Raw genomic sequence first — 15,159 nt, forward strand, 5'->3', positions numbered from 1 at the left:
GTGGGGGTAGTTGACACATAGAGAAGGGGGGAGCCTGCAGGGTGCTGGATCGAATCAAAGGTGGCTTGTTTGGGGTGGCGATCGGGGATGCGCTTGGGGCGACGACGGAGTTTATGAGCGCTGATGACGTCCGCCGTAAGTATGGAAAGGTGACGGACATCATTGGCGGCGGTTTCCTTGACTTGAAGCCCGGGGAAGTAACGGACGATACGGCGATGACGATCGCGGTGGCGCGGGGGATTATTCGCGATCCGACATGCCCGATTCATGACATTGGCGAAGAGTTTTGGCGGTGGTACGAGACTGACCCGCCCGATGTCGGCATCATCATCCGCACGGTGTTGAGGCGGTATCAGGGCGACTGGTTTTCAGCCGCGGTGCAGGCTTGCGAGGAGTTAGGGGGAAGATGTGCAGGCAATGGGTCACTGATGCGCTGTTTGCCGATCGCGCTGGCATATGCGGACCAAGAGAAGATGGAAGAAATAACGGCTTTGCATTCCCGCATGACGCATGCGGACGAACGGGCGACAGAGGCGTGCCTGATTTACAACCGCGTCGCCTTTCGGGTGCTTCAAGGAGAGCCGCTCGCCAAGGCGATTCGGAAAGAAGTGGAGCATACCCGTTATGAGCCGCTGCTTATGGTGACGCCTGTCTACCCTCCTGACGGGTATGTCGTCCATACGATGGGGTGGGTGCTGCATTGGCTGCTCCGTTGTGACTCGTTCGAAGATGTCGTCATTTCGGCGGCGAATATGGGTGGAGACAGCGATACGATTGCAGCCATTGCGGGAGGACTGAAAGGGCTGGAAATCGGATACAGCCAGCTGCCGAAGCGGTTTGTGGAAGCGATCGTTTGCGCTGATGAATTGGAAAAACTGGCGTTGCAATTGGCGGATGTTCGGCGTTCGTTCAGTTCGAGCGGTTCGGATGGGGCGAATGGAATGAGGGACAAAGAAAGATAGGGGGTGAAACGGATGGATCGACAAACGTTTGCCGAGAACATGTGGAAATCGTTGTTGGTTGAACTGTACGAAGGAAAAGTCGTATCGACGTTCAAAGGGAAGGAAGCGTTTCGCGTCGTCTCGTTTTCCGATGAGGGGATTACCGTGCGCTTGAGTTCGAAGGAAAAGGAAGTGTTTCTAAGCAAGAAGGCGATGCTCAACGTGATTGAAAAACTCATCGCCCATGAAGATGGCGTGCGGCAAAAAATGGTGGACCCGGAATCCCGTCTAAAGTTAGGGCTGTTTTTGCTTCACCCGTGGACGGAGAAAGTGATGCGCCAGGAGGAGGGGAAACGCCGTCCGTATTTGTTGTTAACGGATGAAGCCCGTCAGAGATTGGCAAGCGGCGAGTAGAGGGATTGACACACTAGGACGTGCGCTCGCTTTGGCGGCCAAAGGCCAAGGGAAAAGTCCGACTGTTGCTTGTTCCACACGCCAAGAGCCATAGGGAAAAGACCAGTGATAAGAGCCGAACGGTTGCGGCTCTTTTGTGCTGCCTATTTGTCCATTTCCTTCGCGAGGTCGGCGACTTCGGCGACGGTCAGGCCGATTCGCTTTGTTGTTTCCGGCATCAGGAACATCATTCTGGGAGGAAGTGATAACAAGGAATGCTTGTTTCGTTTTGATCGGCTCTGCGGTTTGCCATTGGCGACCGGCAAAATAGAGAAATGACTTTGTTGTGCTTTTAGGAAGACGATGCGGTCTAAATCATCTGTTGATGAAGTCATTCAATTCTTGGAGCATGCCCGTGAATATTGGGTCATGATGAATGGTGTCATATATGCTCGGAGAAATGGTGATATAATCATTTGATAAAAGATTAAGCAGTCTATGTTCGTGTTGAGGAAACAGAAGAGGATAAAGCGCAAAATCTTTTATATTGGCTGTGACGAGAATGCAGTCGTATTGCCAAGCGGTTAGCAGGATACGGGCATCAGACACGCTGCCGTATTCCATGTCTCTCATGGCATTGATTTTCCTCTGGTATTCAGAGCGAATATAAGCCACCATTTTCCTTACTTGATGTTCCATATCGGGAGTTGTCCAATCGGGAATCGTTATCGTTATATTTTCCAACAATTCCGAGATCCGTTGTCTTTCCTTTTCGCCAAGTGTGTAGGATTGCAATTCAAGCTCTCGGATGACTTCTTTAGGGATATAGAGCACAGCCTCTTCATGGCGAACTTCCTGCAAAACATCTTTCCAAAAACGCTTGGCGGCTTTTTTGTGGTTCGTGTGGGCAGATGGGCTTGACTTGTATCGGAATACGTTTGTATCCAGCAAATATGCTTTTGTTTCCGTGCCGTTTCCGCTCATGAAGAACTTTCTCCTATTCTCCAAACTCTTTTTCCATTTTTTCCGCGATACGAATCGACTGGCTTTTCAGCTGTTCTCTCATTTGGAGAAATGAAGGCCAGTTTGGGTGGTGAAAAAACTGTGCGGCCGGGATGATCCATTTTCCACTGTCTCCAAGCCGTTGGTAAGCCTCGATTTTTCCTTCTGCGCAATAACGGCGCACCATTTGCGGCGTGACATCAAGCAGAAGAGCCACATCGCGGACATGGAGATCATCTGGAATTGTTTGTTCCGCCATTTCGGTAAGAATATGCCGTACGCTCTGTTTTTCCTGGTCGCTTAGGTTGGAATAGATTTCTTTTTTTCGCTTCTCAAGTTCAAGCGACTGTTGGACCAATTCTACATAACGTCGAACGTTGTCGCTTAGTACAGTTTCGTGAAGAGGTGGGGGGGCTGTCTTTCGGGTTTCTGTTTTGCGGGACAAAGTACTCATTTTTCTTTTCCTCCTTGATGTTTATATCCATTATACTATTTTGGCTGGAGAAACAAAAGAAAAAAAGGAAACAAAAGAAATTGAGATCTTGCCAAGCAGCAAAGGGAGGATGAAAAGAGCCGCGCGGTTGCGGCTCTTTTGTGCTGCCTATTTGTCCATTTCCTTTGCGAGGTCGGCGACTTCGGCGACGGTCAGCCCGGTTCGTTTGGCGATTTCGTGAATGGGGAGGACGTCAAGCAAATTTTTGGCGATTTCGATGGCCTTCCGTTTTTCCGTTTGCTTGATCGCCTGTTCTTTTTCCTGCATCACTTTCTTCAACATTTCTTCTCTTTCTTGTTCAAGTTCTTCGACTAATAGGCGAAACACTTTGTTCATTTTGATCCACTCCTTTACTTTTTCGGCGTATGACCGGTCGATGAATTTATCTGTGGCGGTCAGGACGCCGGCGATGATGTGCAGCTGTTTCGGTTCGTCGTCGATCGTTTTCGCCAGTTCGATCGTTTTTTCGATCATCGTTTGCCGGTCGAAGCGGGTGTGCATGAGCGGCACGAGGATGAGTTTCATCGTTTCTTCCGGAGTGAGCGGTTCGCCGTTGTGGACTTTTTCTTCAATGGCATGGAAAATCGCATCGCCGTTGAATTCGCCAAGCAGCACTGCTTTGGATGAAAGAAGCACATCGCCGGCGTCAAGCTGTTCGCGGGCGCTCGTGACATCGCTTGTGTAGATCACAACGATGCGAATCGGGCGGATTCGTTTTTCCTGTTGATAGTATGTGTGGAGGAGCCGACAGGCATAATCGAGATACTTCAAATGGTTGTCGAGAAATCGTTCGTTGCTTTCGTATTCCAGAAGCAAAATGGAATCGTCTTCGAGAAGAAACACGGTGTCGGCGCGCCGTTCATCCGCCCGTACAGACGGAAATTCGGTTGGAAGCAGTGCTTTGATCCGTGGGAGTCCGTGAAGTCCGTACACATCGAGGGCTTGGTTTTGGTACAATGCGCTGAGTGATTTGAACAAAATGTCTTTGGCGTGATGCGAGATCCCGCCTGGCATCGTCTTCACTCCATTCGCTTTTGACCTAATTATACTACTTGCCCGACCGGTTGTCAGCTGCCATCGTGAGCGGAAACACGGTGTTCGTTCGGTGGGAGTGAATGACATCTTCTTGAAAAATAAAACGGGTTGTGACTCAGAACAGACGGATGAATGACGCTGTTTTGCCCTCACGGCCGGATAAACACCTCCGTTCCGTTCGGGACGATGGAGGCGAGCTCGAGCACGTCTTTGTTGTGCATGCGGATACAGCCTTTGGATACGTATTTGCCGATCGAGGACGGGTCGTTCGTGCCGTGGATGCCGTAATGGAGTTTGGATAAGCTTAACCACATCGCGCCGAACGGACCGCCCGGGTTCGGCTGGCGGTTGACGATGACAAAATCGCCGACAGGCGTGGCGGTGACCATTTTCCCGACGCCGATCGGATACGTGCGGATCGTTCGTCCCCGGTGTTTTAACGTCAGCTGGCGGCGGCTGATCGATACATGGATCGTATACGGAATCGAGCCTTTCGCCGGGAGGTGGGGGATGATGATCGCTTGGCCGGGAAAGATGACGGACGAGGCGGTGAGGCCGTTGGCGCGAAGCAGCGCCTCGACAGACGTGCGGTAGTCTCTGGCGATGGATGCGATCGTTTCCCCGCGTTTGACGATATGTTTGTACATGGCATTTCGCTCCTTTTTTTCGCTGGATGGAGAAACCAGCTCCGATTGATGATACATTAGTGTATGAGAAGATTCGAATAAGGTTGCTCAAATGGGAAGAGAGTCTCATGCGCATGGCATGCGGCCGCCAATGCCGTATGAACGCGCTGTGCGTTAGTCTATACTTGACAGGGAGCGTTGCCTAACGGGTGTTTCTTGTCAAAACGTGTAGGGGAAAAAGGAGGATGGCGCGAATGAGAACGTTTGTCCTAAAACCAGAGGAAGGACAGAAGGTTGATGATGAGCTGTATGCCGAGCTTTCCCCTGTCCCGCTTGAGATCATGGACGGCGATCTCTTTTTTTGCAAAAGAGGAGCGGGAAAACTTGCTTAAGCTGTTGATATACAATGTCGGCATGAATCGGACGCTTGAGATCATCGAGGAATGGAAGGAGCGGTGAAAGCGGCGCCCGTTCGATATCGGGGCCGCGTCGATGTTGGGGTTACGGGCGGTAAGGGAACAAAATGTTCTTTTCCCCTTTTTCTTTGGCGACGAAGACGTCTTGATGGATTTCGAACACGCCAAAAGCGCTATGGAACGTCTGAATGACGCGGACGCGATACACGTCGTGAAGCGGTTTGTTCTCATCAGACATCGACCATGACGACAGGTTTTCCACCTCATCGATGCGGTAGTCGAACGTCTCGACGCCGAAGTCTTGCATAAAGACGTGGGCACGGCGCTGGATGTAGACGTCTTTTGGGAATTTCTTTTTCATGAGCGGGTGAAACAGCCCCCAAGAGCTGCCAAAATCCCCTGCCTGTTCATAGCGGTAAAACTTGTCCACGATTTCCTTCGCCTCATTTTGTTCGTTCGAAAGAAACAGGGTCAAAATCGCCACCAACACGGCGGCGGCAGTGAGAACCGCCACCCCCGTCCTGGCTCGGATCGTTTTTTGACGGTAGCGTGGGAACATGGGGTCTTCTCTCCTCTCTGTTATACGATATGCACGATGGACGGCCGATATGGGCGGAGAAAGGAAGAACATGCTGCGGGCTTGAGATGACGGTGCTTTTGAGTCAAAAAATCCGCTGTGGTGTAGTAAAATAGAGGGTAGAAGCCATTGCAGCGGAATTGAATTCATTCGTTCTATGCGGAAACGGGTGGGAAAGCGGAGCGTCCATCGGCTCCGTTTTTCCTTTTCCATGTTGAGAAAAACCGAACGTGCAGGAGAGGGAGAGAGGGATGAAGAGATCATTCATTTATGTGTTGCTTGTCGGGATCATGGTCGCCTGGGGGCTGAATGTGACGGCGTTGAAAGTTTTGGTGGAGCATTTTTCGCCCGTCGCGTTGACAGCGCTGCGCATTCTAACGGCCGGGTTGGTCGTGCTTTTGTTTTTATGGGGGATCGGCAAGCTGGAACGAGTCAGTTGGAAGGAGGCGAAACAGATTGGCGTGGCCGCCTTGTTCAGCGTCGTGGCCCATCACTTCTTTTTAGCGTTGGGAATTGCGAGGACGACAGCGGTGAATGCGGGTCTTGTGTTAGGGCTTGTGCCGCTTGTGACGGCGCTGTTGGCGATCGTGTTTTTAGGCCAGCGGCCGACGTTGTTTCGGCTGCTTGGCATTGCGCTTGGGTTTTTTGGCGTCGTGTTTGTTGTGGCGAGCGGCGACGGGGGCCTTGGCCATTTGTCCATTGGGGATGTGTACGTCTTTTTGGCTGTTTTGGCGCAAGGGATCAGCTTTATTATGATCAAAAAAGCGACGGTCGAGGCGCGGTTGATGACTGGGTGGATGCTTGTCTTCGGGTCGCTTTGGCTGTTTGTCTTAAGCCTCGTGCTCGAGCCGAGCGGCCTATCGAGTTTGAAAGAAGGCACGCTTCCGCTTTGGATGATTTTCCTTGCTTCGGCGGTCGTCGCGACGGCGCTTGGCCATATGTTTTATCTTAATTAGGCGAGAAGACTCCCACTTCAACGAAGCGAAGCGGAGTAAGTGGGAGATGAATCGCCTTAACTATATTTTGCTGAAAATAGGATAGATTCAGTAAAATATAGTATAATATAGTTAGATGGGAGGTGAAAACATGTATTTTTGTATCAAACAACAGCTAAATGGTTTGACCAAAGAAGAATACTTGACTCTTCGAGAACTGTGCCATATTGCCAAGAACATGTACAACGTCGGATTGTACAATGTCAGACAATACTATTTTGAACACAAGGAATTTCTTAATTATGAGAAAAACTATCATCTTGCAAAAACTAACGAAAACTATAAGCTGTTAAACAGCAACATGGCACAGCAAATTTTAAAAAAGGTCAATGAAGCCTTTACATCTTTCTTTGGTTTGATCAGTCTTGCCAAACAAGGAAAATATGACCACAAGGCTATCAGTATTCCAAAATATCTTAAAAAAGATGGCTTTCATTCACTGATCATTGGCCAGATTCGTATAGACGGCAACAAATTCACGATACCGTATTCTCGCCTATTTAAAAAGACTCACAAGCCTATCACGATAACGATTCCGCCTGTGTTACTGGACAAAAAGATTAAGCAGATTGAAATCATTCCTAAGCATCATGCCAGGTTCTTTGAGATTCAGTACAAATATGAAATGCCTGAAGATCAAAGAGAATTAAATGACCAAAAAGCACTGGCAATTGATTTAGGATTAAACAATGTTGCCACTTGTGTCACATCAGACGGCAGATCATTCATCATTGATGGGCGGAGATTAAAAAGTATAAATCAATGGTTTAACAAAGAAAATGCCAGACTTCAAAGCATAAAAGATAAGCAAAAAATCAAAGGCACCACTCGTAAACAGGCTTTGCTTGCTATGAATCGCAATAATAAAGTGAATGATTATATCAACAAGACTTGCCGTTACATCATTAACTACTGTATTGAAAATCAAATTGGCAAACTTGTCATTGGCTATGCGGAAACATGGCAACGCAATATGAATCTAGGAAAAAAGACAAATCAAAACTTTGTCAATATTCCTCTCGGTAACATAAAAGAAAAACTAGAATATCTTTGTGAATTTTACGGCATTGAATTCTTGAAACAGGAAGAATCCTATACGTCTCAAGCCAGCTTTTTTGACGGCGATGAGATTCCTGAATATAATGCCGACAATCCAAAAGAATATAAGTTCAGCGGCAAACGTATTAAGCGCGGCTTGTATCGAACAAAGTCTGGCAAACTAATGAATGCTGATGTCAATGGCGCATTAAACATCTTAAAGAAAAGTAAAGCTGTAGACCTGAGTGTCTTATGCTCTAGCGGCGAAGTGGACACGCCTCAAAGAATAAGGATTGCTTGAAGCAGTCAAACTTCTTTGGAAGCCCCCACTTCAAATTTTCGCTAGAAAATTAAGTGGGGGTAGTTCACAACCAGGCTGTTCAACATCTTGGTCCCGCTGAGTCGGCGGTGTTCATCAATCTCAATCCGTTTTTTTCGCTTCTTGGGGCGCATTGGCTGCTGGGCGAGCCGATTTCGCCGATGCAGCTGGCTGGTTTTCTTTTCATCGTCGCGGGCGTGTTGTTCGGCAGCGGGGGGATGGATAACGTGATCGCCCGTTTCCGCCGGGCGAAAGTGGCGGCTGGGGGAAGGAAGGCGGGGATGTAGCCGCCTTGGAATCCCCCACTTCTAGGCCTTGCGTGCAAGTGGCGAAACATTCATATCCAGGAATGGAGGGGGCTTCACATTGCGGTCGGCGTCTTGGCTGTCTCTTCTCGAAAAGGGACAGCCATTTTTGTGCCATCGGCAGGATTTTGCTTGATGATGTCGAAAAAGAGAATACGAAACGTATTCGTGTGAGGTGAATGTATGGCGATCGATCACGACCGGTTGTTCAAGGAGTTGTTGCAGACGTTTTTTGAGGAATTTGTGCTTCTCTTCTTTCCGGATATGCACGAGCATATTGATTTCAACCATTTGTCGTTTTTGTCCGAAGAGCTGTTTACGGACGTAACGGCTGGGGAGAAGTACCGCGTTGACCTGCTCGTCGAGACGAAGTTCAAAGGAAAAGACGGATTGATCATTGTTCACGTAGAAAACCAAGCGTACGTTCAATCGTCATTTCCAGAAAGAATGTTTCTTTACTTCAGCCGCTTGTTTGAAAAATACCGCACTCCGATCATTCCGATTGCTGTCTTCAGCTATGATGCCATCCGAGATGAACCCTCTTCGTTCACGCTCTCCTTTCCGTTTGGAGATGTGCTTGACTTTCGCTTTTTCCACGTGGAGTTGCGCAAGCAAAACTGGCGCCAATTCATCCGCACCGACAACCCGGTGGCGGCTGCGCTGCTTAGCAAAATGGGGTATACTGAAAGTGAACGAGTGGAACTGAAAAAGCAATTTTTGCGCATGTTGGTGCGTCTTGAGCTAGACGAGGCAAGACAGCGTTTGTTGATGGGCTTTTTTGAAACGTATGTGAAGCTGTCCGATGAAGAAGAACAACAGCTTCGAAGCGAGGTGGAACAATGGAGACGAAAGAAAAAGAACGCGTGCTGGAATTGATCATTTCGTACGAGCAAAAGGGAAAAATTCAAGGCCGAAAGGAAGGACGGGAGAAAGGGCGCAAAGAGGGAGCGGAACAAGAAAAACGGCACATTGCGAAACGGATGTTGATGAAAGGGTTTGATGCGCAGACGATTCACGAACTGACCGGATTGCCTGTGACGGAGATTGAGGAAATGAAACAAAGCGGCTTCAAGTGAATGGAAATCAAACAGGCGGGGCAAAAGGCCAGCCCCGCCCTAGCGCGTTGGTTTTGTTGCTGTGGATTCCCGTTTGATCAGTTTCGTAGACAATAGCACTTCCTGAAAAGGTTCGTTCGGGTTGTCCCACCGCCAGCGCAACAATTCCACCGCTCGTTTGCCGTAGCGCTTCAGGTCGATGTCGACGGTCGTGATTTTCGGCGTCGCGATTTGCGACAGCTGCCCGTTGTCAAAGTTGCACGAAAGAAGTGTATGAAGCGGCGGAAATGGACGGCGCGATTGGCTGGAAGCGGGTTTGGCACGTGACGATTCCGATGCTGTACCCTTCGTTTTATACCGTGACGATTTTGGCGGTCGGTTTGATGTTTGGCATTTTCACCGAACCGTATGTGCTGACGGGAGGCGGGCTGGAGTATGCGACCCATACGTGGCAGCTCGAGATTTACAACCAGGCGTTTGAAAAATTAAATGCGGGGTATGGAACCGCGGTCGCGATTATCAATTCGATCGTCACCTTTGCGAACACGTATTGGGCGATGATCTTGCCGAAGGCCGTCAACTTGTGGGCGATCTTTATGTACACGAACTTTTTCCGCAGCATTCCCGATGAATTGATCGAAGCGGCAAAGATGGATGGAGCGGGCCATTTCACCATCATTCGCCGCATTGTTTGGCCGATGTCGCGGTTGATCACCACGATCATTTTCTTGTTCCTTTTCATGGAGCGATGGGTGGAACTGCTTTGGGATATGCTTGTTGTGAATAACGAAAAGATGTTGACGTTAAACGTGTTGTTGGCGCAAATTCGCCACAAGAGCCCATTTCCTCGATGGCCCGGCGAAGCGTCCGGATTTGGCGGATGTCGTGTTTAGCGGCGGACTGATTCGCAACGGGGACGGCACGGCCGATTTTTACGCTGGAACAAGTGACGCAGAAGCGCAAAAACTCACGATCGTGGATCCATTTACGAAATACGAAAGGCAGGGGTGACGATGCACCTTTACCGCTATGAAGAAAACCCGCTCATTACGCCGAACGATGTGCCGCCGTATCACGACGGGTTTGAAGTGATCGGGGCGTTTAACGCTGGGGTGGCGAAATTTCAAGGGGAAGTGTTGCTGCTTCTTCGGGTGGCGGAGCGCCCCGTGTCGGATGACCCGAATATCGTGAAAGCGCCGGTATGGAATCCAAAGACGGGGAAGGTCGAGGTTTACGAATTTCGCCAAGACGATCCGCGCTACGATTTTTCCGATCCGCGCGTTATTAAAGAGGCGGGGGCGGAGCGGTTCGCCTATTTGACGTCGCTTTCGTATTTGCGCCTCGCCCGCAGTCGGGACGGGCGGCGGTTTGTGATCGACGACCGCCCGTTCGTCTATCCATCGAATGAGCTCGAGACATTCGGTATTGAAGACCCGCGCATTACATGCATTGACGGCACGTATTACATTTATTTCAGCGCCGTGTCGCCAAAAGGAGTCGGCGAGGTGATGGTGTCGACAAAAGACTTTCAGACGGTGACGCACCACGGCATGATTTTCGCGCCGGAAAACAAAGATGTGCTCATTTTTCCGGAGAAGATCAACGGCAAGTATTACGCCCTTCATCGCCCGGTGCCGAGAAGCAACGGCCGCCCCGAGGTGTGGATCGCGGAGTCGGAGAATCTGCTTCATTGGGGGAATCACCGCTTTTTGTTCGGTCTGCGTGAAGGAAAGTGGGACAGCGCCCGCATCGGCGGCGGAGCGGTGCCGATCAAAACGGAGCGCGGCTGGCTTGAGTTGTACCACGGCGCGTCGGATGACCACCGCTATTGCATGGGGGCGGTGCTGCTCGATTTGAACGACCCATCCAAAGTTCTCGCCCGCTCGGAGCAGCCGTTTGTCGAGCCGGAAGCGGATTATGAGGTGAACGGCTTTTTCGGCCGCGTCGTGTTTTCATGCGGGGCGATTGTCGATGGCGATATCGTAAAAATGTATTATGGCGCCGCGGATACGTCGATGGCGTGCGTCGAGCTGAAGCTTAGCGAGATTTTGGATTCGCTTGTGAAAGTATGAAAGCGAAGTTGCCCGCACGTTGCGGTGTAAGAACGGAAACGCCTGGATGGCCGGGCGTTTCTTTTTTGGTTTGCCGCGAACATACCGTGAGCGCAGGTGGGAGAGCGTTCAACGCTCATTGCGTCGTTTCGTTTCTTTTCCGTTCAACAGGATTTGGTATAATAAAAACAACGCCGATTCATCGGTCAGGTCGGCAGAGCGGTTTGCGGCTGGGCAATGAAAGACACTGGCCATGACTCGAAACAACAGATGATCATCGGATAGAGGAGGAACCATCGGAGATGAAAAAAGTACGCAAAGCGATCATTCCGGCAGCGGGCCTTGGGACGCGGTTTTTGCCGGCGACAAAGGCCATGCCGAAGGAGATGCTTCCGATTGTCGATAAGCCGACGATTCAATATATTGTTGAAGAGGCGATGGCATCAGGCATTGAGGACATCATCATCGTCACCGGGAAAGGGAAGCGGGCGATTGAAGACCATTTTGACTATGCGTTTGAGCTCGAGCAGCTGCTGAAGCAAAAAGGAAAATTGGACTTGCTTGAGAAAGTAAAAGAGCCATCAAAAGTGGACATCCACTACATTCGCCAAAAAGAGCCAAAAGGGCTGGGGCATGCTGTTTGGTGCGCGCGCAATTTCATCGGAGACGAGCCGTTTGCGGTGTTGTTGGGCGATGATATCGTCCAAGCGGAAAAACCTTGTTTAAAACAGCTCATTGAGCAATACGAACAAACGTTCAGCTCGGTGATCGGCGTCAAGCGCGTGCCGGAGGAAGAGACGCACCGTTACGGGATCATCGACCCGCTCGAGCAGAAGGGACGGCGCTACCAAGTGCGCCGCTTTGTCGAAAAACCCGCTCCGGGCACAGCGCCGTCGAACCTCGCGATCGTCGGGCGGTACGTGTTGACGCCGGAAATTTTCTTGTTTTTGGAGAAGCAGGAAGTCGGCGCAGGCGGGGAGATTCAGCTCACCGATGCGATCGGGCGGCTGAATGAAATTCAGCGTGTCTTTGCCTACGAGTTTGAAGGAAAACGGTACGATGTCGGCGAGAAGCTCGGCTTTATCGAAACGACGATTGAATTTGCCTTGCAAAACGAGGAGCTGCGCGCCGATTTGCTTTCGTTTTTGGAGCGGGTGGTGGCCGAGGCGAAGGGATCGAAGAGCAGCTAATTCAACCATCAGTCGGTCGCATTTCATGTTTTGCATGACAGCTTGTCGTTTTTTAGGGATGAAGACAAAAAGGAGATTCTGCTATCGAAGCATTATCGATGATGAATTGCAGTTCATACAAGTGGAAGCCATCGATGAAGCATCGTCTGCCATCAACCGTGTTCTGGATGAGCTTATGGAGGCGGAGGAAGCGGGGGAATAAACATGGCTAAGGAGGGGTTCGGATGATTCGTGCCATGGTCGGCGATCTGACCAAAGTGGAAGGAGTCGAGTACATTTGCAATGCCGCCAACGGCATCGGGCCGATGGGCGGCGGCGTGGCGGCGGCGATCCGTCGGGCGGGGGGACGTGTGATCGAGGAGGAAGCGATCCGCGTCTGTCAAGCGCAAGACCCTAAGCCCGGCGATTTGTACGTGACAGGAGCAGGCTCGCTGCCGTTTCGCGGGGTCCTTCACTTAGTGACGATGAAGCAGCCTGCAGGGGCGACGTCGTATGACATCGTTCGGGCGTGTCTCGAGCGTCTCGTCGCGCACTGTCGGGAGAACGGAATCAAGAAGGTGGCGTTGCCAGCACTAGGGACAGGCGTCGGAAGGCTTGACAAAGAAAACGTGGCGCAGTTGTTTGTCGAGGTGTTGGGTCCGGTCGAGGACGTGGAGTTTGTGGTGGTGGATATTGATCAAGCATTCATCCGTTTTGTCCAACAGCGCCAATAAAGGGAGAAAAAGGGCCTTGACTTCGTCTTGGCCCTGCTTTTTTGGCAATGAATAACGTGTTTCCTTCTTTCTCATATCATATTATAATAGGAGCACACGAAAGAATGAGTTTCATTGACTTTCTCATCCGGCCGACGGGAGGTGGCATCGCCTTTGGTGTCCGAATGACGAAGCCGGTGTGAAAAGAAAGTGACGGTTTCCTGTTCGAACCGCGATCAGGAAAAACAGCCAAAAATGCCAATGCGGGCGTTTTGGGCGCTATCCGGAGGGATGAATCATGTTATTCTCATTGCCAACATTAAAGACATGTCAAGTGTTAGTAGACGAATTTCGTTCGGCCCCACAGCCGTTTGAGCCGGAAAAGCTTCGCTTTTCGGGTGTCGGGGACCGGGACGTTTATAATATTTCCGCACCGTTTGTGGATGAAGGAGAATGGGTGATCGCTGGGCGCGTCGAGGCGCGCGACAGCGAGCAATCGGAAGTGTACTTTTTCGTCGAGCGCGACGGCGTCTGGGTTCCTCGTGACGGGGCGCCGGTGTTCGCCTTGCAGGATCCGTTTGTGGCGCGCATTCACGGTCAGTTGGTGTTCGGCGGCGTGGAGACGTTTCCGCATCCGGTGTTTGACGGCGAGCTGAGCTGGCGGACGGTCTTTTACCGCGGCCGCAATATTCGCAGTTTGAAAAAGTTCGCCGAAGGGCCGGACGGAATGAAGGACATTCGCCTTGTCGAGCTGAAAGATGGCTCGATCGGCGTGTTCACCCGGCCGCAAGGGGAAAAAGGCGGACGCGGGAAAATCGGGTTCACCCGCATTTTCTCGCTCGATGAGTTGACGCCGGACGTGATTGAGGCCGCGCCGATTTTGGACGCCCAATTTATGGATGAAGAATGGGGCGGCGTGAATGAGGCGCATTTGCTGGCGAACGGGCTTGTGGGGGCGCTTGGCCATATCGCTTGCTTTGACGAGCACGGCAACCGCCATTACTACCCGATGGTGTTCGTGTTGAACCCGGAGACGATGGAGCGTTCAGAGCTGCAATTGCTTGCGCTTCGCTCCCACTTTTTGGATGGTCCGGCGAAACGGCCGGATTTGGCGAACGTTGTCTTTAGCGGCGGACTCATCCGCAAAGGCGACGGCACGGCTGAGCTGTACGCCGGCGTCGGCGACGCCGAGGCGCAAAAAATTTCGCTCATCGACCCGTTTGCGAAATACGAAGCGCAAGAGCTTGATCGGATGTATGCTTCCGTTTAGGGAAAAGGACCGGCGCCGTCCCACCTTCTTTTGATGAGAGGGGGGCGGCCGGCCTTTTTTCGTTTTGGCCGGTAATGGGCGATGGTTCCCGATTTGACGGTCATTTGCGGTGAGAAAGAGTTGGATGGAACGAAGTACATTGAGGTTCCGCCGCTGATTGTCGAGATTTTAAGTCCGTGGAACCAGGCGCATGATCTTGTCGCAACGTTCAATTTGTACATGGCGTGCGGCGTTCACGAATGCGGGATTGTCAATCCGATGAAGCCAGCTGTGACGGGATACCGGCTCAATGAGGAACGGCTATATGAGCAGGCGGATGTTCAAGTGAAAACGGGAACGGTTCGCTCCGTTCATGTTCCCGGGCTTGAAATCGACATGACGGAATGGTTTCGTTGACAAGAGGACGTTAAAAGCGGACAGCGTGGGACGAATCCCACGCTGTTTTCATGAAAAGGCACGCGTCTTGACGGGGCATGTTCATGCCCGGGCGGGAGGGCAAAACGTCGCCCACGGAATTTTTTCATGAAAATGCGCGTGCCTAAACGCATCATTTTCATGCCGGGGAAGGACAAAAACGTGCTCATGGAGCTTTTTGTTTGTCCAATGGAGTCGGGGCGGCGCTCATCAGCCGCGTGGTGTCCCTTTCCCGTTGCGTTTGCCGCTTTTCTCGCTCTTTCAACTTTTCTTCCATCCGCTTCAGCAGCTTTTCCCACGGGTTTTCCGCCGTTTTTTTCTTGCGCTTTCGTTTTTCTTCCGCCATG

At 51.0% G+C, this 15,159-nt stretch carries 16 protein-coding genes and 6 pseudogenes; 15 read left to right on the top strand and 7 right to left on the bottom strand.

The features are described from left to right. Window positions 1-41: 41 nt before the first annotated feature. Together NSS88_RS09655 and NSS88_RS09660 are read left to right on the top strand one after the other, a co-directional pair. Complete coding sequence (locus NSS88_RS09655) at window positions 42-962, top strand: ADP-ribosylglycohydrolase family protein (RefSeq protein ID WP_341084217.1); 921 nt, start codon at window positions 42-44, stop codon at window positions 960-962. Window positions 963-974: 12 nt separating this feature from the next. Next, window positions 975-1,355, top strand: coding sequence for a hypothetical protein (locus tag NSS88_RS09660; RefSeq protein WP_061580898.1), 381 nt, complete (start codon window positions 975-977; stop codon window positions 1,353-1,355). 354 nt (window positions 1,356-1,709) lie between these two features. On the opposite strand, the gene NSS88_RS09665 is transcribed toward NSS88_RS09660, so the two are convergent. The 4 genes from NSS88_RS09665 to NSS88_RS09680 form a co-directional block, all read right to left on the bottom strand. Beyond that, window positions 1,710-2,318 carry a DUF4411 family protein gene (locus NSS88_RS09665; protein ID WP_060788623.1) on the bottom strand — a complete coding sequence of 203 codons (609 nt, stop codon included), beginning with the start codon at window positions 2,316-2,318 and terminating at the stop codon, window positions 1,710-1,712. Window positions 2,319-2,331: 13 nt separating this feature from the next. Continuing rightward, window positions 2,332-2,790, bottom strand: a complete 459-nt coding sequence (locus tag NSS88_RS09670) for a helix-turn-helix domain-containing protein (RefSeq protein WP_013524778.1) — start codon at window positions 2,788-2,790, stop codon at window positions 2,332-2,334. Between the two features lie 147 nt (window positions 2,791-2,937). After that, window positions 2,938-3,843 (bottom strand): hypothetical protein, encoded by a 906-nt coding sequence (locus tag NSS88_RS09675; RefSeq protein ID WP_055358655.1) that lies wholly within the window; start codon window positions 3,841-3,843, stop codon window positions 2,938-2,940. A 170-nt stretch (window positions 3,844-4,013) separates the two neighbouring features. Then, window positions 4,014-4,511 (bottom strand): L,D-transpeptidase family protein, encoded by a 498-nt coding sequence (locus NSS88_RS09680; RefSeq protein ID WP_341084227.1) that lies wholly within the window; start codon window positions 4,509-4,511, stop codon window positions 4,014-4,016. A 233-nt stretch (window positions 4,512-4,744) separates the two neighbouring features. Between NSS88_RS09680 and NSS88_RS09685 the strand changes: the two genes are divergently transcribed. Next, the gene (locus tag NSS88_RS09685; RefSeq protein ID WP_233434091.1) at window positions 4,745-4,882 is read left to right on the top strand and encodes a hypothetical protein; all 138 of its coding nucleotides are present in this window, start codon (window positions 4,745-4,747) and stop codon (window positions 4,880-4,882) included. Window positions 4,883-4,991: 109 nt separating this feature from the next. Here the strand turns inward: NSS88_RS09685 and NSS88_RS09690 are convergent, their stop codons facing one another. After that, window positions 4,992-5,465 carry a hypothetical protein gene (locus tag NSS88_RS09690; protein WP_053532362.1) on the bottom strand — a complete coding sequence of 158 codons (474 nt, stop codon included), beginning with the start codon at window positions 5,463-5,465 and terminating at the stop codon, window positions 4,992-4,994. A gap of 269 nt (window positions 5,466-5,734) precedes the next feature. Between NSS88_RS09690 and NSS88_RS09695 the strand changes: the two are divergent. From NSS88_RS09695 to NSS88_RS09710, 4 genes and pseudogenes are all read left to right on the top strand, one after another. Then, a pseudogene (locus NSS88_RS09695) lies at window positions 5,735-6,430 on the top strand (DMT family transporter); the annotation flags it as partial. A gap of 139 nt (window positions 6,431-6,569) precedes the next feature. Continuing rightward, complete coding sequence (locus NSS88_RS09700) at window positions 6,570-7,817, top strand: RNA-guided endonuclease InsQ/TnpB family protein (protein WP_341084229.1); 1,248 nt, start codon at window positions 6,570-6,572, stop codon at window positions 7,815-7,817. Window positions 7,818-7,870: 53 nt separating this feature from the next. Continuing rightward, window positions 7,871-8,122: an EamA family transporter gene (locus NSS88_RS09705; RefSeq protein WP_064213445.1), complete on the top strand. Its 252-nt coding sequence runs from the start codon at window positions 7,871-7,873 to the stop codon at window positions 8,120-8,122. A gap of 201 nt (window positions 8,123-8,323) precedes the next feature. Continuing rightward, window positions 8,324-9,216, top strand: a pseudogene (locus NSS88_RS09710) (Rpn family recombination-promoting nuclease/putative transposase). Window positions 9,217-9,255: 39 nt separating this feature from the next. Here NSS88_RS09710 and NSS88_RS09715 read toward each other — a convergent pair. Further along, a pseudogene (locus NSS88_RS09715) lies at window positions 9,256-9,456 on the bottom strand (substrate-binding domain-containing protein); the annotation flags it as partial. A gap of 26 nt (window positions 9,457-9,482) precedes the next feature. Here NSS88_RS09715 and NSS88_RS09720 point away from each other — a divergent pair. The 8 genes and pseudogenes from NSS88_RS09720 to NSS88_RS09755 all read left to right on the top strand — a co-directional run. Then, a pseudogene (locus NSS88_RS09720) lies at window positions 9,483-9,656 on the top strand (sugar ABC transporter permease); the annotation flags it as partial. A gap of 66 nt (window positions 9,657-9,722) precedes the next feature. Then, window positions 9,723-10,055: pseudogene (locus NSS88_RS09725) on the top strand (ABC transporter permease subunit); the annotation flags it as partial. After that, window positions 10,024-10,206, top strand: a pseudogene (locus NSS88_RS09730) (DUF1861 family protein); the annotation flags it as partial. The pseudogenes NSS88_RS09725 and NSS88_RS09730, both read left to right, overlap by 32 nt. Before the next feature lie 2 nt (window positions 10,207-10,208). Then, entirely contained in the window at window positions 10,209-11,267 is a 1,059-nt protein-coding gene (locus tag NSS88_RS09735; protein WP_121650104.1) for a BtaManbiosPhlase, read from the top strand. A 281-nt stretch (window positions 11,268-11,548) separates the two neighbouring features. Next, a complete protein-coding gene (gene galU / locus NSS88_RS09740; protein ID WP_015375962.1) occupies window positions 11,549-12,436 on the top strand; it encodes a UTP--glucose-1-phosphate uridylyltransferase GalU in 888 nt (295 codons plus the stop codon). Between the two features lie 224 nt (window positions 12,437-12,660). After that, complete coding sequence (locus tag NSS88_RS09745; protein ID WP_020755180.1) at window positions 12,661-13,149, top strand: macro domain-containing protein; 489 nt, start codon at window positions 12,661-12,663, stop codon at window positions 13,147-13,149. A 277-nt stretch (window positions 13,150-13,426) separates the two neighbouring features. Then, window positions 13,427-14,398, top strand: coding sequence for an MTP-1 family protein (locus NSS88_RS09750; RefSeq protein ID WP_049626727.1), 972 nt, complete (start codon window positions 13,427-13,429; stop codon window positions 14,396-14,398). 81 nt (window positions 14,399-14,479) lie between these two features. Then, a complete protein-coding gene (locus tag NSS88_RS09755; protein WP_033013720.1) occupies window positions 14,480-14,794 on the top strand; it encodes a Uma2 family endonuclease in 315 nt (104 codons plus the stop codon). A 184-nt stretch (window positions 14,795-14,978) separates the two neighbouring features. Here NSS88_RS09755 and NSS88_RS09760 read toward each other — a convergent pair whose 3' ends face one another. Continuing rightward, window positions 14,979-15,158 carry a hypothetical protein gene (locus NSS88_RS09760; RefSeq protein ID WP_049625359.1) on the bottom strand — a complete coding sequence of 60 codons (180 nt, stop codon included), beginning with the start codon at window positions 15,156-15,158 and terminating at the stop codon, window positions 14,979-14,981. Window position 15,159: the final 1 nt, after the last annotated feature.

This window comes from Geobacillus sp. FSL W8-1251 (genome assembly GCF_038005945.1).
GTDB classification, from domain to species: Bacteria; Bacillota; Bacilli; order Bacillales; family Anoxybacillaceae; genus Geobacillus; species Geobacillus stearothermophilus.